The sequence below is a fragment of the Sphingopyxis sp. YR583 genome (assembly GCF_900108295.1).
In the GTDB taxonomy this organism is placed as follows: Bacteria; Pseudomonadota; Alphaproteobacteria; order Sphingomonadales; family Sphingomonadaceae; genus Sphingopyxis.
The window spans coordinates 784438-804576 of sequence record NZ_FNWK01000001.1 but is presented as its reverse complement, the minus strand read 5'-3'; the positions used below and the strand labels follow the sequence as shown (position 1 = coordinate 804576).

Annotated in this window: 18 protein-coding genes; 8 read left to right on the top strand and 10 right to left on the bottom strand. The window is 65.6% G+C overall.

What is annotated here, in order from left to right:
• Positions 1-24: 24 nt before the first annotated feature.
• From hutU to hutI, 4 genes are read right to left on the bottom strand one after another with little or no spacing between them, the layout of a single operon-like run.
• Positions 25-1701: a urocanate hydratase gene (gene hutU / locus BLW56_RS03630; protein WP_093509280.1), complete on the bottom strand. Its 1677-nt coding sequence runs from the start codon at positions 1699-1701 to the stop codon at positions 25-27.
• Entirely contained in the window at positions 1698-2501 is an 804-nt protein-coding gene (gene hutG / locus BLW56_RS03625) for an N-formylglutamate deformylase (RefSeq protein WP_093509279.1), read from the bottom strand. The genes hutU and hutG overlap by 4 nt, the downstream gene beginning before the upstream one ends.
• Positions 2501-4021 (bottom strand): histidine ammonia-lyase, encoded by a 1521-nt coding sequence (gene hutH / locus BLW56_RS03620; protein ID WP_093509278.1) that lies wholly within the window; start codon positions 4019-4021, stop codon positions 2501-2503. Before hutH ends, hutG begins: the two co-directional genes overlap by 1 nt.
• Complete coding sequence (gene hutI / locus BLW56_RS03615; RefSeq protein WP_093509277.1) at positions 4018-5229, bottom strand: imidazolonepropionase; 1212 nt, start codon at positions 5227-5229, stop codon at positions 4018-4020. Before hutI ends, hutH begins: the two co-directional genes overlap by 4 nt.
• Positions 5230-5258: 29 nt before the next feature.
• On the opposite strand from hutI, the gene BLW56_RS03610 reads away from it, so the two are divergent.
• The 3 genes from BLW56_RS03610 (at position 5259) to BLW56_RS03600 (ending at position 8817) form a co-directional block, all read left to right on the top strand.
• Positions 5259-6605, top strand: a complete 1347-nt coding sequence (locus BLW56_RS03610; protein WP_093509276.1) for a formimidoylglutamate deiminase — start codon at positions 5259-5261, stop codon at positions 6603-6605.
• The gene (locus tag BLW56_RS03605) at positions 6602-7273 is read left to right on the top strand and encodes a UTRA domain-containing protein (RefSeq protein WP_093509275.1); all 672 of its coding nucleotides are present in this window, start codon (positions 6602-6604) and stop codon (positions 7271-7273) included. The genes BLW56_RS03610 and BLW56_RS03605 overlap by 4 nt, the downstream gene beginning before the upstream one ends.
• A gap of 155 nt (positions 7274-7428) precedes the next feature.
• Complete coding sequence (locus tag BLW56_RS03600; protein WP_093509274.1) at positions 7429-8817, top strand: exopolysaccharide biosynthesis polyprenyl glycosylphosphotransferase; 1389 nt, start codon at positions 7429-7431, stop codon at positions 8815-8817.
• Between the two features lie 5 nt (positions 8818-8822).
• Here the strand turns inward: BLW56_RS03600 and BLW56_RS03595 are convergent, their stop codons facing one another.
• Genes BLW56_RS03595 through BLW56_RS03585 form a run of 3 tightly spaced genes read right to left on the bottom strand, consistent with a single transcriptional unit; the run spans position 8823 to position 12050 of the window.
• Entirely contained in the window at positions 8823-9821 is a 999-nt protein-coding gene (locus tag BLW56_RS03595; protein ID WP_093509273.1) for a polysaccharide pyruvyl transferase family protein, read from the bottom strand.
• Positions 9818-11299, bottom strand: a complete 1482-nt coding sequence (locus BLW56_RS03590) for an oligosaccharide flippase family protein (RefSeq protein ID WP_093509272.1) — start codon at positions 11297-11299, stop codon at positions 9818-9820. The genes BLW56_RS03595 and BLW56_RS03590 overlap by 4 nt, the downstream gene beginning before the upstream one ends.
• Positions 11289-12050, bottom strand: a complete 762-nt coding sequence (locus tag BLW56_RS03585) for a glycosyltransferase family 25 protein (RefSeq protein ID WP_256203277.1) — start codon at positions 12048-12050, stop codon at positions 11289-11291. The genes BLW56_RS03590 and BLW56_RS03585 overlap by 11 nt, the downstream gene beginning before the upstream one ends.
• Positions 12051-12275: 225 nt before the next feature.
• Here BLW56_RS03585 and BLW56_RS03580 point away from each other — a divergent pair, with 225 nt between their 5' ends.
• The 4 genes from BLW56_RS03580 to BLW56_RS03565 are packed head-to-tail and all read left to right on the top strand — an operon-like array spanning position 12276 to position 16319.
• Positions 12276-13145 (top strand): glycosyltransferase, encoded by an 870-nt coding sequence (locus BLW56_RS03580; RefSeq protein ID WP_093509271.1) that lies wholly within the window; start codon positions 12276-12278, stop codon positions 13143-13145.
• Positions 13145-14110, top strand: a complete 966-nt coding sequence (locus BLW56_RS03575; RefSeq protein ID WP_093509270.1) for a glycosyltransferase family 2 protein — start codon at positions 13145-13147, stop codon at positions 14108-14110. Before BLW56_RS03580 ends, BLW56_RS03575 begins: the two co-directional genes overlap by 1 nt.
• A complete protein-coding gene (locus BLW56_RS03570) occupies positions 14107-15024 on the top strand; it encodes an endonuclease/exonuclease/phosphatase family protein (protein WP_093509269.1) in 918 nt (305 codons plus the stop codon). Before BLW56_RS03575 ends, BLW56_RS03570 begins: the two co-directional genes overlap by 4 nt.
• Positions 15021-16319 (top strand): outer membrane beta-barrel protein, encoded by a 1299-nt coding sequence (locus tag BLW56_RS03565; RefSeq protein WP_177175801.1) that lies wholly within the window; start codon positions 15021-15023, stop codon positions 16317-16319. Before BLW56_RS03570 ends, BLW56_RS03565 begins: the two co-directional genes overlap by 4 nt.
• 7 nt (positions 16320-16326) lie before the next feature.
• Here the strand turns inward: BLW56_RS03565 and BLW56_RS03560 are convergent, their stop codons facing one another.
• The 3 genes from BLW56_RS03560 to BLW56_RS03550 are packed head-to-tail and all read right to left on the bottom strand — an operon-like array spanning position 16327 to position 18781.
• Entirely contained in the window at positions 16327-17040 is a 714-nt protein-coding gene (locus BLW56_RS03560) for a serine acetyltransferase (RefSeq protein WP_093509267.1), read from the bottom strand.
• Entirely contained in the window at positions 17040-17603 is a 564-nt protein-coding gene (locus BLW56_RS03555) for a polysaccharide biosynthesis/export family protein (RefSeq protein ID WP_093509266.1), read from the bottom strand. The genes BLW56_RS03560 and BLW56_RS03555 overlap by 1 nt, the downstream gene beginning before the upstream one ends.
• Positions 17604-17620: 17 nt before the next feature.
• Positions 17621-18781 (bottom strand): glycosyltransferase, encoded by a 1161-nt coding sequence (locus tag BLW56_RS03550; RefSeq protein WP_093509265.1) that lies wholly within the window; start codon positions 18779-18781, stop codon positions 17621-17623.
• Positions 18782-18965: 184 nt separating this feature from the next.
• Here BLW56_RS03550 and BLW56_RS03545 point away from each other — a divergent pair, with 184 nt between their 5' ends.
• On the top strand, positions 18966-20126 hold the full coding sequence (locus tag BLW56_RS03545; protein ID WP_093509264.1) for an acyltransferase family protein: 1161 nt from the start codon (positions 18966-18968) through the stop codon (positions 20124-20126).
• Positions 20127-20139: the final 13 nt, after the last annotated feature.

Sequence of the window (20139 nt, the reverse complement as noted above, 5' to 3'; positions counted from 1 at the left end):
GTTTCGGTGCAACCGAAACAAATGTTAGATGCTCGGCAAGTCGAGACCCTTTTCGCGCGCGCAGTCGATCGCGATATCGTAGCCCGCATCGGCGTGGCGCATCACACCGGTGCCGGGGTCGTTCCACAATACGCGTTCAAGGCGCTTTGCCGCTTCGGGCGTGCCGTCGGCGACGATCACCATGCCGCTGTGCTGCGAATAGCCCATGCCGACGCCGCCGCCGTGGTGCAGCGATACCCAGGTCGCGCCCGAGGCGGTGTTGAGGAGGGCGTTGAGCAGCGGCCAGTCTGAAACCGCATCCGACCCGTCGCGCATCGCCTCGGTCTCGCGGTTCGGCGACGCGACCGATCCCGAATCCAGATGATCGCGGCCGATCACGACGGGTGCGCTCAGTTCGCCCGACGCCACCATTTCGTTGAACGCAAGGCCGAGCCGGTGGCGGTCGCCGAGCCCGACCCAGCAGATGCGCGCGGGCAGGCCCTGAAACTGGATCTTCTCGCGCGCCATATCGAGCCAGTTGTGGAGATGCTTGTTGTCGGGAAGCAGTTCCTTCACCTTTGCGTCGGTCTTGTAGATATCCTCGGGATCGCCCGACAGCGCCGCCCAGCGGAAGGGGCCGATGCCGCGGCAGAAGAGCGGGCGGACATAGGCCGGGACGAAGCCCGGGAAGTCGAAAGCATTTTCGACGCCCTCGTCCTTCGCCATCTGGCGGATGTTGTTTCCATAGTCGGTCGTCGGGACGCCCGCGGCCTGCAGGTCGAGCATCGCCTGCACATGGACGGCCATCGAGGCCTTGGCGGCTTTCGATACGGACGCGGGGTCGCTCTCGCGCTTCGAAAACCATTCGTCGAGCGTCCATCCGGCGGGGAGGTAACCGTTGACCGGATCGTGCGCCGACGTCTGGTCGGTGAGCAGGTCGGGGCGGATACCGCGGCGGACGATCTCGGGCAGGATTTCGGCAGCATTGCCGAGCAAGCCGACCGAGACGGGCTTGCCCTCGGCGTGGCTCGCCTCGATCATCGCGACCGCCTCATCGATGGTCGAGGCCTGCTTGTCCAAGTAGCCAGTGCGCAGGCGCATTTCGATGCGGCTTGGCTGGCATTCGATCGCGAGGCAGCTCGCGCCCGCCATCACCGCCGCGAGCGGCTGTGCGCCGCCCATGCCGCCGAGGCCGGCGGTGAGCAACCAGCGGCCGGCGAGGCTGCCGCCATAATGCTGGCGCCCCATTTCGACGAAGGTTTCGTATGTGCCCTGAACGATGCCCTGGCTGCCGATGTAGATCCAGCTGCCCGCGGTCATCTGACCGTACATCATCAGGCCCTTTTTATCGAGCTCGTGGAAATGGTCCCAGTTCGCCCATTCGGGGACGAGGTTCGAGTTGGCGAGCAGCACGCGCGGCGCATTCTCATGCGTGCGGAAGACGCCGACGGGCTTGCCCGACTGGATCAGCAAAGTCTCATCGCCCTCGAGCCGTTTCAGCGTCTCGACGATCCGGTCATAGCTTTCCCAGTCGCGCGCGGCGCGGCCGATGCCGCCATAGACGACGAGTTCGTGCGGCGCCTCGGCGACGTCGGGGTGGAGATTGTTCATCAGCATCCGCATCGGCGCTTCGGTGAGCCAGCTTTTCGCGCTGATCTCGGTCCCGGTCGCCGGGCGGATCACGCGGCTGTTGTCCAGTCTCGCATTCAGGGGGCGGGTCATGAATGTCCTTTCGCAAAATCGAGGGTCGCGGCGATCACTTGCTCCAGCACGGGCCGGATCGCGGGATTGGGGTCGAGGGGGGAGGGCCAGTTGGCGTGCGTGATCGTTTCGGGCTCGGTCATGTAACCGCGCTGCGCGAGTTCCATTTGGATCGCATGGATGCCGTCGTCGGGGCGGCCGTAATGCCGCGTCGTCCAGCCGCCTTTGAAGCGGCCGTTGACGACATGGCTCTTGCCGCTCGCGGCGCAGATGTTCGCGACGATGGTTTCGAGTTCGGGGGCTGCGGTCGCGCCGCCGTTGGTGCCGATGTTGAATTGCGGCAGCTCGCCGTCGAACAGGCGCAGGACATGGCTGCGGATCGAATGGGCGTCGTAGAGGACGACGCGGCCGTGGGCGGATTTCAGGCGGGCCAGCTCTTCGCTCAACACCTCATGATAGGGTCGGTGATAAGAGTTCAGCCGCTGCAAGATCTCGGCCTCGTCGGGCGCATCAAAGCGATAGAGCGGGTCGCCGTCGAAGGTCGTCGTCGGGCACAGCTCGGTCGTCGCCTGCCCCGGATAGAGCGACGCACCCGATGGGTCGCGGTTCATGTCGATCACGCTGCGCGAAATATCGGTGGCGATCAGCGTCGCGCCGAGGTCGGCGGCGAAGGCGTAAAGTTCGGCGATCCACCAGTCGGTGTCGATCTGCGCGTGCCAGGGCGAAACGAACTGCTCGTCGAGACCTGCGAGGTCCGTCCCGCCGTGCGGGAAGGCGATGACGAGCGGCGCTTCGCCGCGGTGGACGCGCAGCCAGTCCATCAGCCGACGCCCGGCAGGCTGGCGGGCACCGCTGCGACGAGGCTGCCGGTGCGGACCAATGCGGTCGCGGCTTCCATATCGGGATGGAAATGCCGGTCGTCTTCGAGTGTGGGGACTTCGGCGCGCAGATGCTTGTGCGCGGCTTCCAGCGCGTCGCTCGATTTGAGCGGCGCGTGGAAGTCGATTCCCTGGCACGCCGCCAGCAGTTCGATGCCGATCACCGCGCTGGCATTGTCGGCCATGTCGAGCAGGCGGCGCGCGCCGTGCGCGGCCATCGAGACATGATCTTCCTGATTGGCGCTGGTCGGGATCGAATCGACGCTGGCGGGATAGGCGCGCTGCTTGTTCTCGCTGACGAGTGCGGCGGCGGTGACCTGCGGGATCATGAAGCCCGAATTGAGCCCGGGGCGCGGGGTGAGGAAGGCGGGGAGGCCCGAGAGCGCAGGGTCGACGAGCATTGCGATCCGGCGCTCGGATATGGAGCCGATCTCGCACAGTGCCATTGCGATCATGTCGGCGGCGAAGGCGACGGGTTCGGCGTGGAAATTGCCGCCCGACAGCGCCTCGTCGGTATCGGCGAAGATCAGCGGGTTGTCCGAAACGCCGTTCGCCTCGATGCCGAGCGTCGTTCCTGCCTGTCGCAAGAGGTCGAGCGCGGCGCCCATGACTTGCGGCTGGCAGCGGAGGCAATAGGGATCCTGCACGCGCGGATCGTCGACCGCGTGCGATGCGCGGATCGCTGATCCCGCCATCAGGCCGCGCAGCGCATCGCCGACTTCGCGCTGGCCGGCATGGCCGCGCAATGCGTGGATACGCGCATCGAAGGGTGCGTCGGAGCCTTTGGCCGCTTCGGTCGAGAGTGCGCCGGTGATGAGTGCGGAGCGCAACACGGTTTCGGCGCGAAACAGGCCGGCAAGCGCATTGGCGGTGGAGAATTGGGTGCCGTTGAGGAGCGCGAGGCCTTCTTTGGGGCCGAGGTCGAGCGGGACGAGGCCTGCCTGTGCTAGTGCCTCGGCGGCGGGTGACGTCTTGCCGCCGATTTCGATCTCGCCGACGCCGATCATCGCTGCGGCCATGTGCGACAGCGGCGCGAGGTCGCCGCTCGCGCCGACCGAACCTTGCGACGGGACGACGGGGGTCAGTCCCTTCGCCAGCATCGCCTCGAGCATCACAACCGTCTCACGCTTCACGCCCGATGCGCCCATGCCGAAGCTTGCGAGCTTGAGCGCCATCATCAGCCGCACGATCTTCGTCGGCGACGGCGCGCCGGTGCCCGCAGCGTGGCTGAGCACGATATTGCGCTGGAGCGTCGCCAGATCGTCGTCGGCGATCCGCACGCTCGCGAGCTTTCCGAAGCCGGTGTTGATGCCGTAAACGGGCGCGCCCTTCGCAACGATGCGCGCAACCGCAGCGGCGCTGGCGTCGATCGCATCCCATGCATCGGCGCTCAGTTCGGCACTCGCGCCCTCATAGATTTCGCGCCAGTCGGCGAGCGAGATATGCCCGGGCTCGATGATCATTGTCCGTCCTTGATGCGTTGGTGAAGCGGGTTGAAGCCGATGCGGTAGACAAGCTCGGCCGGGTCGCCGACGTCCCAGATCGCGAGGTCGCACGCCTTGCCGGCCTCGAGCGTGCCGATCTCGCCGGAAAGGCCGAGCGCAGCGGCGGCGTTGACCGTGACGCCGCGGAGCGCCTCGACGACCGTCAGCCCGAACAAAGTCGCGCCCATGTTGAGCATGAGCAGCAGCGAGGTCGTCGGCGAGGTACCGGGGTTGTTGTCGGTCGCGAGCGCGATGCGCGTGCCGTGTCGGCGCATCGCGTCGATCGGCGGCAGCTTCGTCTCGCGCATGAAATAATAGGCGCCGGGCAGCAGCACCGCGACGGTGCCCGCCTCGGCCATCGCGCGGACGTCGTCGTCGGTCGCATGTTCGAGATGGTCGGCCGACAGCGCGCCGTGGCTTGCGGCGAGCGCGCTGCCGTGGAGCGCCGACAATTGTTCGGCGTGGATCTTGACGGCTAGGCCGCGCGCCTTTGCCGTCTCGATCACGCGCGTACATTGCGCGGGCGAGAAGCCGATGCCTTCGCAAAAGGCGTCGACCGCGGTCGCGAGCGGCGCGGCGGCGGGGATCATCTCGTTCACGACGAGGTCGATATAGGCGTCGCTGTCTTCCTTATATTCGGGGGGTAGGGCGTGCGCGCCGAGGAAGGTCGGTTCGACGCGAATGTTGCGATGGCTGGCAAGCGCGCGCGCGGCGCGCAGCATCTTGAGTTCGTCGTCGGTCGAGAGGCCGTAACCCGACTTGATCTCGATCGTCGTGACGCCTTCGGCGATCAGCGCGTCGAGGCGCGGGAGCGCGGTTGCGACGAGGTCGCCTTCGCTCGCTTCGCGTGTCGCGCGCATCGTCGAGACGATGCCGCCGCCCGCGCGCGCAATCTCTTCATAGCTCGCACCCGCAAGCCGCATCGCCCATTCGTTCGCGCGGTTGCCGCCGTGGACGAGGTGGGTGTGGCAGTCGATCAGGCCCGGCGTGATGAGGCGACCGCCGCAATCATGGACGGTTCCCATCGCCGCGGGCGCACCATCGGCGGGCCCGGCATAAACGATCTGGCCGTCCTTCGCCGCCAACACGCCATCGTCGATCAAGCCGAGGTCTTCACCGGCCATCGTTGCGAGTCGGGCGTTCGTCCAGCGTTGCTCCATCTGGACTATGTCGTTCGATTGCGCCATTATGTCTAGACATAATATGAGGACGAACGATGATGGCTCTCTGGTTCGAACGCGCGTGGATCGATGGTGGCTGGGCAAAAGATGTGCGGATCAGCGTCGCCGACGGCCGGATTGCGTCGATCGAAGCCGGTGTTGCGGCGGCCGACGATGAGCGGCATCGCGTTGCGCTTCCCGGCCTTTGCAATGTCCACAGCCATGGCTTCCAGCGCGGCATGGCGGGTTTGTCGGAACGCCGCAGCCGACCCGACGATAATTTTTGGAGCTGGCGCGAGATCATGTACCGCTTCCTCGACCGGTTGACGCCCGAGGACGTCGCGGCGATCACGGCGCAGGCTTATGCCGAGATGCTGGAAACCGGATTCACGCGCGTCGGCGAGTTTCATTATCTGCACCACGATCCGGCGGGTGCGGCCTATGCCGACCCGGCGGAGATGGCGGGCGCGATCGTGCGGGCGAGCGACGAGACGGGGATCGGCCTGACGTTGCTTCCTGTCTTCTACGCGCATGGCAATTTCGATGCGGCGCCGCCAAGCCCCGGCCAGCGGCGTTTCCTCAACGACGTTGACGGTTTTGCGGCGCTTCTCGATGCGTCGCGGGTGAAGCTTGCGGGCGACGCCAATATCGGCATCGCGCCGCACTCGCTGCGCGCGGTGACGCCGGACGAACTCGCTGCGCTGCTTGAATTGTTGCCGACCGGCCCCGTGCATATTCACGCCGCCGAGCAAGTGAAGGAGGTCGCCGACTGCGTCGCATGGAGCGGCGCGCGGCCGGTCGAATGGCTGCTCGATAACGCCGGCGTCGATGAGCGCTGGTGCCTGATCCATTCGACGCATCTCGACGCAAACGAAGTCGGTCGGCTTGCCGCGAGCGGCGCGGTCGCCGGGCTGTGCCCGATCACCGAGGGTAATCTGGGCGACGGCATTTTTCCGGCGGTCGATTATCTCGCGGCGGGCGGCCGCTTGGGGGTCGGCACCGACAGCAACATTCTCGTCGATGCGGCGCAGGAACTGCGCGCGCTCGAATATTCGCAGCGACTGGCGCAGCGCGCGCGGGCGCTGCTCGCGAGCGAAGCGGCGCCCTTCGTCGGCGCCAATCTGTTCGCGCGCGCGGTGCAGGGCGGGGCGCAGGCGCTCGGCGTGGCCGCCGGGCTGGCCGTTGGCCACGCCGCCGACATTGTTTCGCTCGATCTCGATCACCCGGCTTTTGCCGGAACCGACGATGAAACGCTGCTCGACCGCTGGATTTTCGCGGCGCGTGCGGGGGCGATCGACAGCGTGTGGCGCGCGGGCATCAAGCGCGTCGAAAAGGGACGCCATGTCGAGGCCGACGCGATCGGTGCTGCCTATCGCACCTGTGTCGCGCGGCTGCTCGCATGAATCCTGCACGCCGCATTCGCGAAGAAATTGCCGCGTCGATCCAGTCGGGCGAATGGCGCCCCGGCGACCGCGTTCCCACCGAACAGGAACTCGCCGCGCGCTATGGTTGCGCGCGTGCGACGGTGAGCAAGGCGCTCGGCGAACTTGCGGCTTCAGGACTGGTCGAACGCCGCCGCAAGGCGGGAACGTTCGTCGCGCATCCGCCGGTCCATTCGGCGGTGATGACCGTGCCCGACCTTGCCGAACTCATCGCCGCGCGCGGCGAGGCTTATCGCTGGGAGCTGGCGTCGATCGAAACCGAGGAAGCCGGCGACGATCTGCTGGCCGGACCGGCGCTGCGCATCGAGGGCGTGCATATGGCGGCGGGCGAAGCGTTCGCGCTCGAACGCCGGTTCATCGCACTCGATGAAGTGCCCGAGGCGGCGGACGCGGACTTTACGAGCGAGGCGCCGGGGACATGGCTGCTCGGCCATATCCCCTGGACGCAGGCACGCCATGTGATCCGCGCGGTGACCCCGACGCGCAAGGAAGCGGCGTTGCTCACGGGCTCCGCCTGCCTCGAACTCGACCGGACGACCTGGCGTGCCGGCCGTGTCGTGACCCATGTCCGGCAGTTGTTTCGTGGCGATCGTTTCGATCTTGTAGCGGAATTCAACGCCGGACCCTGACAATCAGCTAAAGGTCTCGCGTAGTCGCTCTGCCCGCCGCCGCACGGATCATCCTGTATCCGGCACGTGCTCGCGCGGTCCGCTTGTATTCGCCGATAGGCGCGGCATGTTGCATTGCAACAAGATCACGTAAATTCAGGGAGCCTCCCCATCCCATGACCAAGATCGACTTGGCGCTCGACGGCGCGCCCGTCCGAACGCCGCTCGCGAAGGCGGCGCGGCGCGACGCCAAGATATGGCTTTGTCTCGGGCTGATCGCTCTGGACGCGGCGGCGCTTGGCGTCGGCTTTGCCGTAACGCTGATGATTGAGCAGACGCGCGGCGTTTCGGACGGATTATTGACCGCGATGCTGGGCGCCCTGTTTGTCCATTTCGCGATCGCCTTTCAGAATCAGGCCTATAATCCGCGGTGCCTGACCCGCCCGGTCAAAAGCGTTCGCCAGACCCTATTGTCGTTCGCGACCACTCTGTTCGTTTTCTTGCTCGTCGCTTTCTCGTTGCGGATGACCGGCAAGGTGCCGCGGCTTGCGATCGGCACGGGTATGGTAACCGCGGTGACGCTGCTGGTGGCGCAGCGGCTTCTCGTCTGCCGGATCGTGCGCCGGGCTTTTGGCGACATGACCAGCGAACTTGTGATCGTCGATGGCGCGAATCTGCCGCCGTCCTATCTTGATCGCGAGATCATCAACGCGCGCGTGTCGGGGCTGCGGACCGACCTCGACGATCCCTATATGCTCGATCGGCTCGGCACGGTGCTGCAGGATTATGATCGCGTGACGATCGTTTGCGCGCCCGCGCACAGGGCCGAATGGGCGCGCGCGCTGAAGGGCGTGAACATCGTGGGCGAGATTGTGATGCCCGAGATCGCCGAGCTGGAACCGCTCACCACGCGCCAGCGTGGCGGAGTTACGACGCTCGTCGTATCGTGGGGGCCGCTCAACCGGGCGAACCGGGTGAAGAAGCGCGCGCTCGACCTTGCCGTGACGATCCCGGCATTGGTCCTGCTGTCGCCGCTGCTCTTGATCGTCGCGCTGGCGATCAAGCTCGACACGCCAGGGCCGGTCTTTTTCCGTCAGGAGCGGATGGGGCGCGGCAACCGCATCTTCCGCATTCTGAAATTCCGCAGCATGCGCGTCGAGACGACCGACGCGAACGGCGCGCGCTCGGCGAGCCGCGACGACGACCGGATCACGCGCGTCGGCAGGTTCATCCGGGCGACGAGCATCGACGAGTTGCCGCAGCTGATCAACGTGCTCTCGGGCAAGATGAGCCTCGTCGGGCCGCGCCCGCACGCGCTGGGTTCGACCGCCGGCAACGAACTATTCTGGCGCGTCGATCGGCAATATTGGCACCGCCACGCGCTCAAGCCCGGTATCACCGGCCTCGCCCAGATCCGCGGGTTCAGGGGGGCGACCAACACGAAGCGCGACATTCTCGACCGGCTCGAATCCGATCTCGAATATCAGCATGGCTGGTCGCTGCTCCGCGATGTTTCGATCCTCGCGCGGACCGCGCAGGTGCTCGTCCACCGCAACGCCTATTGAGGGCGTCAGCCGTCGACAATTTGCGGAGCGCGGCAGGCCAGCGCGGTGTCGAAGGCCCCGGCACGGCTTGTCGCGCGCATCAGCCCCGCATAGTCGCCCGTCCATTGATCGGCGAAACCCGCAACCTTGCCATAGCTGTTGTCGAGCAGCACATGCGGGATGTCGAGCAGCAGCGACAGGATATGCGCGTGGAGCCGGTCGGTCACGACGAGCTCGCCGGAGGACAGCATTGCAAGGCCGCGCTGGAACCGCCATTCGGCCAGGCGCTGTTGCCGCGCGGCGCGCTGCGCCATGGGATCGCGCGTGAAGAGGCGGCCAAGCTTCAGCGACAGGCGCAGGCGGCGTTTCTGGCCGGCATCTTCTTCGAGCCAATCGTCGGCGACGACGCCGGCGGGGAGCGCGGTCTCGCCCGCCGCGCGTTCATGGTCGGTGCGAAGAAGGGCGAAGACGGGCACGGTTGCCGGATCCTTCCTCTGCCGTCCGAGCATCAGCGCGGCATCGGGGCACAGCCGGATATCGCAATCGAAATGCTGTTCGGCAAAGGCGAGCGAGCGCGCGTCGCGGACGAGCAGGGTGAATTGCCCGTGCGCGCGGATCGCTTCGGCCATTTCGGCCGCGGCCGCGGGATCGGCATAATGGATCGATTGCGGCATCTGGATGATCGGACGTCCGCGATGCGTGCGGAGGAGGTGCAGGCGGAAGGCTTCATGCTTCGGCCAGAGCGTTCCCATGTTCCCGCCGCCATGGATCAGTATCGCTCCGCCGCCGATCGCCGCCCGACACGCCGCGTCGTCGAAATCGGCGATGGCCGAATAATATGCGGGAAGGCGCCCCGTCTTGCGCAGATACGCCATTTCGCCGAGCCAGATCGCCGAGTCGCCGACGTTCGAATGATCGGGGAAGTCGACCAGCGCGAGCTTGCCCGCGGGAAGCACCCGGTCGAGCTGCTGCGAAAAACGCTGGGCGAGTTCGCCGACGAGCTGATCGGCGGTCTTCTGGGTCATGTCGGGCTCTTTCTGATGCGTTTTAACAGGAACAGGAAGCGGTCGCGCCAGGGGCGCGAGATGACGAGCAGCGCGAGGCCGTAGAATATGCCGCCGATCGCGACGAGCAGCAGCAGTGACTGCCAGTCGGCGAGATGCGCATCGAGCAGGCGCATGGCGATCGCCAGTACCAGTCCCATCAGCGTCGAGGCGATGAGCGGTGCGCCGACCGCACGCAGGCTGTCGATCGGGCGGATGCCCGAGGCGCGGCGGAGCAGCCAGATCTGCATCGGCAAGGTCAGGTAAGCGCGCCCGACATAGGCGATGGCGACCGCAAACAACCCGAAGGGCAAGGCCGCGAGTGTCAGGATCACGCCGAGCACGAGCTGCGTCGTCGAGAGCGAAATCAGGCTGCGCGACGCGCCAAGCACGCTGAGCGATGGCGAGGCAAAGAAATTGAGCGTGAAGGGCACCGCCATGAAGGCGAAAATCTGTGCAAGCTGGCCGGCCTCGTCCCATTTCGGCCCGAACACGGTGGGTATGGCGATTGGAGCGAGCGCGCCGAAGCCCACGAGCGCGGGAAAGGACAACGCCGAAGCGCGCGAAATCATCCAGCGATAGGCCTCGCGCAGTTCGGCAGGCTCGTCCTTGACGCGCGCGAGCGTCTGTACCGCGACCTGCGTGAAGGGCTGGATCGCGCCGCGCCCGATCAGTTCGACGGTGCGCCAGGCGGTACGATAGACGCCGACTGCGGCGAGCCCGATCCCGGCGCCGATTGCCATTTCCTGCACGCGCACCGTCGCGAGAAAGGCGAGCTGGACATAGATTAGGCTGGCGTTGAGCATCAGGGTGCCGCGCAGGATGACCCAGTCGAACTGCCAGCCCGGTTTCCAGTCATAGGACGCGCGCGACAGGATGACCCCGACGATTTCGGTGACGAGGCGCTGGATGACGAGGCTCCAGAGACCGAGCCCGGCAAAGGCGGCAGCGACAGCACATGCGCCGCCGATCAGTCCGCCGACGACCGAGCGCAGCGCCGTTGTGCGGTGTCCGAATTCGCGCAGGCGCAGCGCCATATGGGTCGCGCCGAACGAGGAGATCGGAAGCGAAAGGCTCATCACCGCGAGCGGGAGGGCGATGTTCGGTGCCCCCATCCAATCCGCGATCGGTGCGGCCAGTGCCATGATCAGAATCGCCGACAGGAAGGAAAAGGCCTGCTGCGAGCGATAGATGGTGTCGAGGAAGGCCGGCGTGATCTCGCGCTTGCGGGCGATCGTCTGCACCAGCCCTGCGGTTGCGATGATGCGGAAGGCTTCGGCCGTCACCGCCATCACCGCAAAGGCGCCGATGTCGGCGCGCGTGAGCAGGCGGGCGAGGATCACGAAGACGACGAACGAGAAGATCTGGTCCGACAGGAAGCGCGTGACCGTCCAGCCGATCGAGCTCCGGCTGCGTGCGCGTAACCCGTCGTCGAAGCGGGCGGGCAGGTCAGCGCTCAAGCAGGCGTCTCGCTTTCAGCATCCGCATGCGCGCGCGTTCGACCTGCCGCCAGGCCCTTTGTTTCATCGAGTGATAGAGCGGGTCGGCCTTGGGCCCGAAGCGCGAACTGCCGATGTCGGAGACGATCGCCGCTTCAAGGATCGGTGCGGGATAAAGCGCGAGATTGGGCAGGCCGTGCGCCCACGACCGGTCCATCTCGTCGTCGATCGGGCGGCGGACGGTGCGGCAATGCTCCGCCAGCCGGCGCGCGCCTTCGAGCGTGATCGCATAGCCCTGTGTGCCATAGGCATGGCCGACGAGTTCGACGACCGCGCGCGAATGCTGGAGGAAATCTTGCCGAACGACGCGCTGCCAGGTCGGCCGCTTCGCATAAAGCCTGAGATAGTCGATACCCTCGGCGTGAAGGTCGGTGCGCGCGAGCGGTTCGAGATAGGCCCAGTCGACGACCGTATCGTCCTCGAGGACGATCGCCTGCCGCACGTCGCGGGCGATCATATCCTGCCAGATCGAGAAATGGCTGGCATAGCAGCCGATCTCGCCCTTGCTCATCGCGCGGCCCTTGTTGCGGCGGATCGCGGGTTCGTCGATCACCATTCCCGGCGCCGGGGCGGTGCAGGCATCGAAGAAGCGCCAGCCGAGCGACGTGCTTTCGGCTCGCTCGGCAAAAGCCGCGCGGCGCGCCGCGGCCGTTTCAAGCGACACCACCAGCACTTCGGTTGCTACGCCCGATTCGGGTAGGGAATCGCCCAATTGATATCGCCTTTTCAACTGCGGTTGCGCATCGCTGCGCGGTTCAGAACCAACGACGGGCCCGACGCGATCCTTGGTAGCGGGCAATTATTTGAGAGCGAAGGCGCCGACGCTCCGGTCGTCCGGCCAACGGGGCAACTCGTCTTCGCAGGTGCAGCATCCGGTTGACCGGCACGTCGCGAGAGGTCGATTGGGCCGGTGCGGGGGCACTGGACAGGCGTATCTATGTTTCAAGTCGCAGTCGTCATACCCGTATGGAACGGCGAGGCCGTGCTCGGCCGCTGCCTCGACGCGCTGATGCGTCAGACGCTCCCTCGCGCGGCCTATCAGATCATCGTCGTCGACAACGGATCGAGCGACGCAACGCGCAATATTGCCCGCAGCTATGCGGGCGTCGAATTGCTCGAAGAGAAGAGGCCGGGTTCCTATGTCGCGCGCAACCTCGGCATCGGGCGCGTGCGGGCGCCGATAACCGCCTTTACCGACGCCGATTGCGAGCCGGCCCCAGACTGGCTGGAAGGGATATTGCGCGCTGCGGCGGCGAATCCGGGATATGGTGTGCTCGCGGGCAAGATCGAGCTGTTCGATGAGATTGTTCAGGAGCGCGAGGTCTTTGGCGATTACGAGCGGCTGTTCAGCTTTCCGCAGGCGCATGCCGCGCGCGGCAATTGCGCGACGGCCAATTGGGCGAGCGAAACGGCGTTGCTGAAGGCGCTCGGCGGATTCGATGCGGCGCTCAAATCGGGCGGCGACCGGCAGATGGCGCTGCGCATCCGCGATAGCGGTCATCCGCTCGTCTATGTGCCGGCGATGGTCGTGCGCCATCCGGTGCGCGCAAGCCGCGCCGAACTGGTGCGCAAACGCCAGCGGCTGAGCGGCGGGCGCTGGGATCGTACCAGCCAGCGGCCGCGCCTCGTTCATGTGCTGGGTATCACCGCCGTCGACACGATCCGGCGGCTGCGCCGCGCCGCGATCTCGCGCGAACTGCCCTTGCGGCGGCGACTGGCGGTCATGGGCCTGACGTTGCAGCTCGCCGGGGTGGCGGTGGGCGAATATATCAATCTCGCGGGGGGACGAAAGGCAGCGCGCGACTGATGACTCTTCCCCATGATGCCCCGCGTTTTTCCGTGGTCATGCCGCTCTACAACAAGGCCGCGCATGTCCGCGCGGCGATCGAGAGCATATTCGCCCAAAGCTTCCCGGCGTTCGAAATATTGGTGATCGACAATCGCTCGACCGACGGTGGGCGGGAGATCGTCGCAGCAATGAACGACGATCGGATCAAGCTCCTCGACCTGTCGACACCGGGCCCCGGCGGTTATGCCGGGCGTAATATCGGGATTCGTGCCGCGCGTGGCGACTGGATCGCCTTTCTCGACGCCGATGACCTCTGGCAGCCCGATCATCTCGCGGTGTTCGCCGAGGGGCTCGCTGCAGACCCGGACGTGCGTGCCCTGGCGACGCGGTTCGATCATGTTTTCGATGATCGCGTGCAGCCCCAGCGCCTCGCGCCAGAACTCAATCAAGCGCAAAGCATCGATTTCGAGGGCTTTCTTGCAAGCTGGCTAGCGGTCCGCGAGTGCCCGATGTGGACCGGCGCGATCGCGATCCGGCGCGACATGCTGTTCGCGGCGGGGCTGTTTCCCGAAGGGCGCGCGGTGCGCGGTGGTGACAAGGATTTGTGGCTGCGCGTGCTTGCGCGAGGGACATTGCGTTATGACCCGCGCATCACCGCAATCTTTCACCGCGACAGCGACAACAAGGTCAGCAAGTCGACGACGACGCTCGACGTCCCCTGTCTCGTCGAAACCGCTCGATCAATGCTTGCCGGTGCGACGCCGCGCGAGACGGCGTTGCTGCGGCGGCTCGTGAATCAGGAAATCGCGCACTACGCCCGCTATGCGATGAAATATCCGGGCCGCACGGCGATCCGGCTCAGCGATCTCTATCTGCCCGAAGGGGCGAGCACCGCGGCGCTGTTGCTCGCCGCGAAGCTGGTCCCTGCGTCGCTCCGCCAATCCAGCTATGCCCTGCGCAACCGGCTGCTTGCGCGAGCGTGAAGCGCATCCGGGCTCTTGGCACCCTGCTGGCTGGCGGGGCGGGCCTCGCCGCGTGGCTGTCGCTTGCCGGCGGGTTTGTGCCGATGCTCGATTTGCTGGCGTCGTTCCTGCCGCTGTTCGGCTTCATGGTCGTGGCGGGATTGCTCATCGCGTGGCGGCACCCGCGCTGGACGGTTGTCGCGGCGCTGGTCGGCCTGACTCCGGTTGCGATCGGGGTGATCCCCGAACTCACGCGGGCGATTCCCCCTGCATCCGCGGGCGCGAACCAGATTCGCGTGCTGACGCACAATGTCTGGCAGATCAACCGCGACCCTGCGGGCACCGCGCAAGCGATCATCGATGCGAAACCCGATATCGTGATGGTGCAGGAGGTGGATGGCAGCTTTGCGCCGATGCTGGCGGCGTTGCGCCAGCATTTCGACTATGCGACCCAATGCCCGCCGGGCTGTGACCTCGCCATCTTTTCGCGCTGGCCGATCGCCGACAGGGACTATTTCCTGAAGGACGACCGGGGCCGGAAATTCGGTCCGCCGCTGCTTTGGGCGCGGATCGCCGAACCTGGCGGGCGTGCTTTCACCGTGGCGACGCTTCACTATCCTTGGCCGACATCGCGCGATCAGGCGGTGCGCAGGCGCGATGTGGCGCGTGCGCTGGCACGGATCGAACGCGGGTCGTTGATCGTTGCAGGCGACATGAACCTTACTCCTTGGGCTGCTGCGATGCGTGAGCAGGACCACGCCCTTGCACCGCTCACCCGCATGACGCGTGCGCTGCCAAGCTGGCCGCGCGCCTTTCCCGCGCTGCCGATCGACCAGCTTTACGCCGGGCCCGATTGGGGGCTGGTGTCGGCGCGGCGACTGCCGCCGACGGGATCGGATCATGCGCCGATCCTCGTGACGCTGGCGCCCCGGTGAAGCGAGCGATCACCTTTGCGCTGCTCGGCAGCTGCGGTGTCGCGGTGCCCGCGTTCGGTCAGCAATCGGACGCGACCGACGGTCTCGGCTCGGTTTCGAGCGAGAACAGCTTCGGCCGCGACCGCAATATAGCGGTGCTCGAGCGGCGCCGGCCCGACTACACGCCCGAACCGATCCAGTTCGGCGTTCTCGAACTGACGCCGCGTATGGCGATCGGCGCGGGTTATGACGACAATCTGTATGCGCAGCAGGACGACCGGATCGGCGATGCCTATCTGCGCATCCGCCCGCGCGTCTCGCTGGTCCGGCCGTCGCCTGATCTCAAGCTGTCGGTTGACGGCGAACTCGACCTTCTGCGCTACGCAAGCCGCGCGAGCGAAAACGCCACCCAATATTCGGTGAATGCGGGCGCGCTCTATACGATCAGCAAGTCGGACACGCTGAACCTCACCTTGCGGAACGGGCGATACAGCCAGGAACGCGTTTCGCCCGACAGCCCGACACAGGCCGACAGACCCGTCCGCTTTACGCTGAACGGGGGGACAGCCACTTATACCCATGTCTTCAACCGGCTGCGTGTCCGCGGGGTCGTCGACGTCGAGAACCGCAACTACAGCGATAGCGTGACCCCCGGCGGCGATCCGATCGACCAGGATTTCCGCGACCACACAATCTATACCGGAACAGCCGTCGGCGAATATGCGCTGAGCCCCAGCATCGCGCTATTCGTGGCAGGGTCGGTCAACAAACGCGATTATCGCGAACGGACCGGCCCGGTGCCGGCGCGCGATTCGAAAGGCTTCGAACTTGCCGGCGGCGCGAGTTTCGAGCTGGGCCGCAAGGCCAGAGGGGCGCTGCGGCTGGGCTATTTTCGGCAGGATTACCGGCCGTCCGAGTTCGAGGATGTCTCGGGCCTCCTCGTGCGCGGTGAACTGGCCTATTTCCTGACCCCGCTCGTGACGATCACCGGGACGGTCGACCGCGGGATCAAGGAAACGGGCGTCAATGGCGCCACCGGTTATCTTGCGACCAATATGACGCTGCGCGCCGATTACGAGCTGCTGCGCAACCTGATGATCAGCGCGGGCGGCGAGCTCGAGAAACGCGATTTCAACAATATCGACCGCAAGGATGATCGCTGGACCTGGCGTGGCAGCGCATCCTATCTGGTGAGCAAGCGGATGGCGCTGCGCTTTGACCTCCAGCGCCGCACCCAGTCGAGCTGGGGTGCGACGGCGGGGCGTGAGTTTGCGGACAATCGCGTCTCGGTCGGTGTGACCTTCTCGGGCCTGTGAGGCCCGGTCAGCGCGATCTGTAGAGCGCGCCTTCGCAGGCCGCGAGCAGTTCGGGCGGCGCCAGCCGATTGATATAGCCGTCGGAGCCCTGATCGGAGAGCAGTTTCGCCGGAATACCGCCGACGACGCCGCGTTCCGGCACGTCCCTTGTCACCACGGCGTTGGCGCCGATCGCGGCCTCGGCGCCGACGTTGACGCCGCCGATCACCTTGGCGCCCGATCCCAGAAAACTACGGTCGCCGATCACCGGCGCGCCGCGTCGACTGCCCCGGTTCATATAGCCGAGCACAACGCCATGCGTGACGTTGACGTTGCTGCCCAGCACCGTGTCGCCATGGAAATAGAAGCCGCCGAAGCGGTTGAGGAACAGGCCGGGCCCGATCTCCATATATTCGGGGATTGCAAAACCATATTTGTAGCGCGCACGAAGTAGTAGCCATTTGGCAACGAGGTAGAGGCCAAAAGCCTTGGCGGGCTTGAGTTTGAGCCATCCCGTCGTGCGCATCAGGACCGTATATTTATACCCCGGTGTGAAAGCGTAATGTTTCGCGAAAGCGCCGAAACCGACGCGCCCTGCATAACGGTAAAGATCGGCCGCGAGCAGTGCCTTCAATTTGGCGAAGCTCACCGGACAACCGCGAAGATGCGGCTTGCCGGCTTCTTCGGACACGGGTTCCTCGAACGCCGGAACGGGCGCCCGCGATGTACTGGCGATATCCATCAGAAATAACGTTCGCCGAAACGGATCGTGTCGCCGGGGAGCACCGCAAAATCGGCGGTCATCGGATATTCCTTCTCGCCCGCTTCGCCGGCGCGCTTCAGGAAAACGCGTTTTTCATTGGCGCGATAGGTGAAGCCATCGGCCTTCGCGACCGCGCCGCGAACGGTGAGGCCTTGTGTGTAGGGATATTCGCCGGGCTTGTTCACTTCGCCGAGCAAATAAATCGGACGGAAGCTTGCGACCTGAACCGAGACTTTGGGCTCGAGCAGATAGCCGTCGCCAAGCTTCGCTTCGATATCCTTCGAGAGCTGTTCGGTCTGGAGCCCCGCAGCCTTGACCTCACCGATCAGCGGGAACGCGATCGTCCCGGCGGGCGAGACCTCGAAATCCCCGGTCAGCTTTTCTTCGCCATAGGTCGCGACCTTGACCTTGTCACCGGGGGAGAGGACGAACGCTGCGGCGGGCGGCGGCGCGTCTCCGCTTCCCGCGAGCGGGGTCTGTCCGGCGCACCCGCCGAGTATCGCAAGCGCCCCCGCCAACGCGATCTGCCTGTGCCATTTCATGTACTTGCTCCCGGACTTCATGCTGCAATTTCGGTCGGTGCGGGCAGGGTAAGCGGTGCGTTCAGCGCCGCTTCGATCCGTGCCCAGTAATTGGCCGCAGCCCGTTCGACGCCATAGGCCAGCGAAGATGTGCGAGCGTGCTCGCCACAGATGCTGCGCCGCGGTTCGGTGAGGGTGCGGGTGAGCGCCGCCGCAAAGGCGGAGATGTCATCGGTCGGCACCAACGCGCCGGCGTCGACATCGATGCCGCCGCGTACCGCGTCGCGCGGGCAGCAGGCCAGAATTTCGGATGGGCCCGATGCGCAGTTGGTCGCGACCACCGGAACACCGCATGCCATCGCTTCGACCAATCCGTTCGGAAAGCCTTCGGCATTTGACGGCATCGCGTAAAGCCGCGCGCGCGATACCAGCGCGAACGGATTGGCGGCAAAGCCAGGCATGTCGACGCGATCGGCAATGCCGAGTGCGCGGGCCAGCGCTTCTAGCGCGCCGCGTTCGGGCCCTTCTCCAAGAATGACGAGGCGCTCCTCGGGGGCCGCTTCGGCATAGGCGCGAAGGAGCAGCGGGAAATTCTTGTTCGGCATCAATCGTCCGGCCGCGACGATATAGGGGCCGGAGGGGGTGAAAGCGGGCGCCTCGGCGGCGAGTTCGGCAATGCGCCGATGGTCGACTGGATTGGCGATCGCCGACATGCGGCTACGCGCGACGCCGAAATTGACGGCAAGGTCGTCGACCACGCCCTCGGAGACCGCAATGATATGCGCTGCGCGCGGATAGACCATGCGGACCATTGTCTTGGCCGCGAACGCGCCGCCCAGATGGGCGCTGGTGTTGACCCGCTCGCTGATCAGCCAGCGCCGGCCGCGCCCCGCCATTGCCCAGGCATTTGCGATATTGGCGCGGGTCAGGAAGCTGAGCGTCGCGTCGGGCGAAAGCCGCGCCGCCAGCGTGCGAAGCTGGGTCAGGCTCGGCAGCAATTTGTGTCGGGCATCCAGTTGATGAACCTCGACCCATTCGGGGACATCATAAGCGCGCGGTTCGTCGTCGAGCAGCGCGAGATGGATATCATAGCGCGTGCGCCAAGGTTCGGAGCCGCCGAGTAGCGTGACGAGCACGCGCTCAGCCCCGCCGCCCGCAAGCGAGTTGATCGCGAATAATATCCGCTTTCGATGCAGCATGTTTCCTCGTTGAAATGGGTTGCGAAATTCGCTTCGAAAGAACGCTTACCACGGCCATTTGTTGCGGTGCACACAGCCCGCCCCGCTTCATCGCCCCGGCGGGGCGGCTGGCCGATTTCAAAGGGTTTCGCGCCCCGATCCGCCTATCACAGGACCATCGACGGACATTTTGCGGAGGTGTTTTATGGACATTCGGCGAGTCGAGTGTCTGGATGGCCTGCGCGGTGTCGCGGCCCTCTGGGTGCTCATCGGGCATATGATGATCCTCACCGGTTTTCGCCTGCCGCTGGTGGGCAAGCCCGACCTTGGCGTCGACCTGTTCATCCTCCTTTCGGGCTTTCTGATGATGTTCCAGTATCGGCTCCGCGCGGGAAGCGAGGATTGGAACGCGCCGGGCACATGGGGGGCATTCTGGACGCGCCGTTTCTTCCGGTTGGCGCCGCTGTTCTATGTAACGCTCGCAGCCGCGCTGATCGCGGGCCCCGCAATCTATGCCGACCGCGTCGCGATCGACAGCTTCCTCGGACAGGGGCTCCAGCCTCCCGAACGGTATAACGACGCCAGCCTGACCAATATCGTGCTGCACCTGAGTTTCCTGTTCGGACTGCTGCCCGAATATGCCTTTCGCACACCGCTGCCCGACTGGAGCCTCGGGCTCGAGATGCAATTCTACCTGCTGTTTCCCTTCCTCATCCTGCTCGGGCAGCGCATCGGCTGGATCCCTGCGGCGTTGGTCGCGGCGGGTGGCGGCGTGATCGTCGCCTTGCTCGCGAAGGCGGCGGGGCTGGACTATCCGATGCCGTCCTTCCTGCCCCTGAAGCTCCAGCTTTTCCTCGCCGGCATGCTGATCGCTGCGAGTCCGGGGGAGCGTGGAACGCAACTATGGATACGTCTCTTCGCGGCGATGCTGCTCGCCGCGATTCCGATCGGGGGCGAGCAGGATATGCTGCACTTCGCCGTGCGCGAGTTGCTCGTGTTGGGCTTTTTCGCGCTGGTGCATTGGCGCGCAGTTGCGCCGATCGGGTCGATTTCCCGCCTGTTCGGCAGCCGGCCCTTCTATTGGCTGGGCGAACTTTCCTATGGCGCCTATCTGATCCATCTTCTGATCCTGCAACCCGTCGCGGCGGGAGTGATCGGGCGTTTCGGCACCGGAATCGGCGCGGTGGAGCGCTTTGTCCTGACTGGCGCGATCGTGATCCCCGCGACCTATGCGCTTGCCTTTGCTACCTACAGACTCGTCGAACTGCCCGGGCAGCGCCTGGGCAAGGCGGCGATCAAACGGGTGGTCGGCCGCAACACTTCGCGTGCGCGTCAGACGGTTCCCGAAACGATCGCCGCGCCATGACCATCTTTCGAGG

Coding starts and splice junctions, on each gene's coding strand:
- BLW56_RS03580 (WP_093509271.1), top strand. CDS start 12,276: ATGTTTCAAGTCGCAGTCGTCATACCCGTATGGAACGGCGAGGCCGTG.
- BLW56_RS03560 (WP_093509267.1), bottom strand. CDS start 17,040: ATGGATATCGCCAGTACATCGCGGGCGCCCGTTCCGGCGTTCGAGGAA.
- BLW56_RS03610 (WP_093509276.1), top strand. CDS start 5,259: ATGATGGCTCTCTGGTTCGAACGCGCGTGGATCGATGGTGGCTGGGCA.
- BLW56_RS03550 (WP_093509265.1), bottom strand. CDS start 18,781: ATGCTGCATCGAAAGCGGATATTATTCGCGATCAACTCGCTTGCGGGC.
- hutI (WP_093509277.1), bottom strand. CDS start 5,229: ATGGCGCAATCGAACGACATAGTCCAGATGGAGCAACGCTGGACGAAC.
- BLW56_RS03575 (WP_093509270.1), top strand. CDS start 13,145: ATGACTCTTCCCCATGATGCCCCGCGTTTTTCCGTGGTCATGCCGCTC.
- hutH (WP_093509278.1), bottom strand. CDS start 4,021: ATGATCATCGAGCCCGGGCATATCTCGCTCGCCGACTGGCGCGAAATC.
- hutU (WP_093509280.1), bottom strand. CDS start 1,701: ATGACCCGCCCCCTGAATGCGAGACTGGACAACAGCCGCGTGATCCGC.
- BLW56_RS03545 (WP_093509264.1), top strand. CDS start 18,966: ATGGACATTCGGCGAGTCGAGTGTCTGGATGGCCTGCGCGGTGTCGCG.
- BLW56_RS03605 (WP_093509275.1), top strand. CDS start 6,602: ATGAATCCTGCACGCCGCATTCGCGAAGAAATTGCCGCGTCGATCCAG.
- hutG (WP_093509279.1), bottom strand. CDS start 2,501: ATGGACTGGCTGCGCGTCCACCGCGGCGAAGCGCCGCTCGTCATCGCC.
- BLW56_RS03595 (WP_093509273.1), bottom strand. CDS start 9,821: ATGACCCAGAAGACCGCCGATCAGCTCGTCGGCGAACTCGCCCAGCGT.
- BLW56_RS03555 (WP_093509266.1), bottom strand. CDS start 17,603: ATGAAATGGCACAGGCAGATCGCGTTGGCGGGGGCGCTTGCGATACTC.
- BLW56_RS03600 (WP_093509274.1), top strand. CDS start 7,429: ATGACCAAGATCGACTTGGCGCTCGACGGCGCGCCCGTCCGAACGCCG.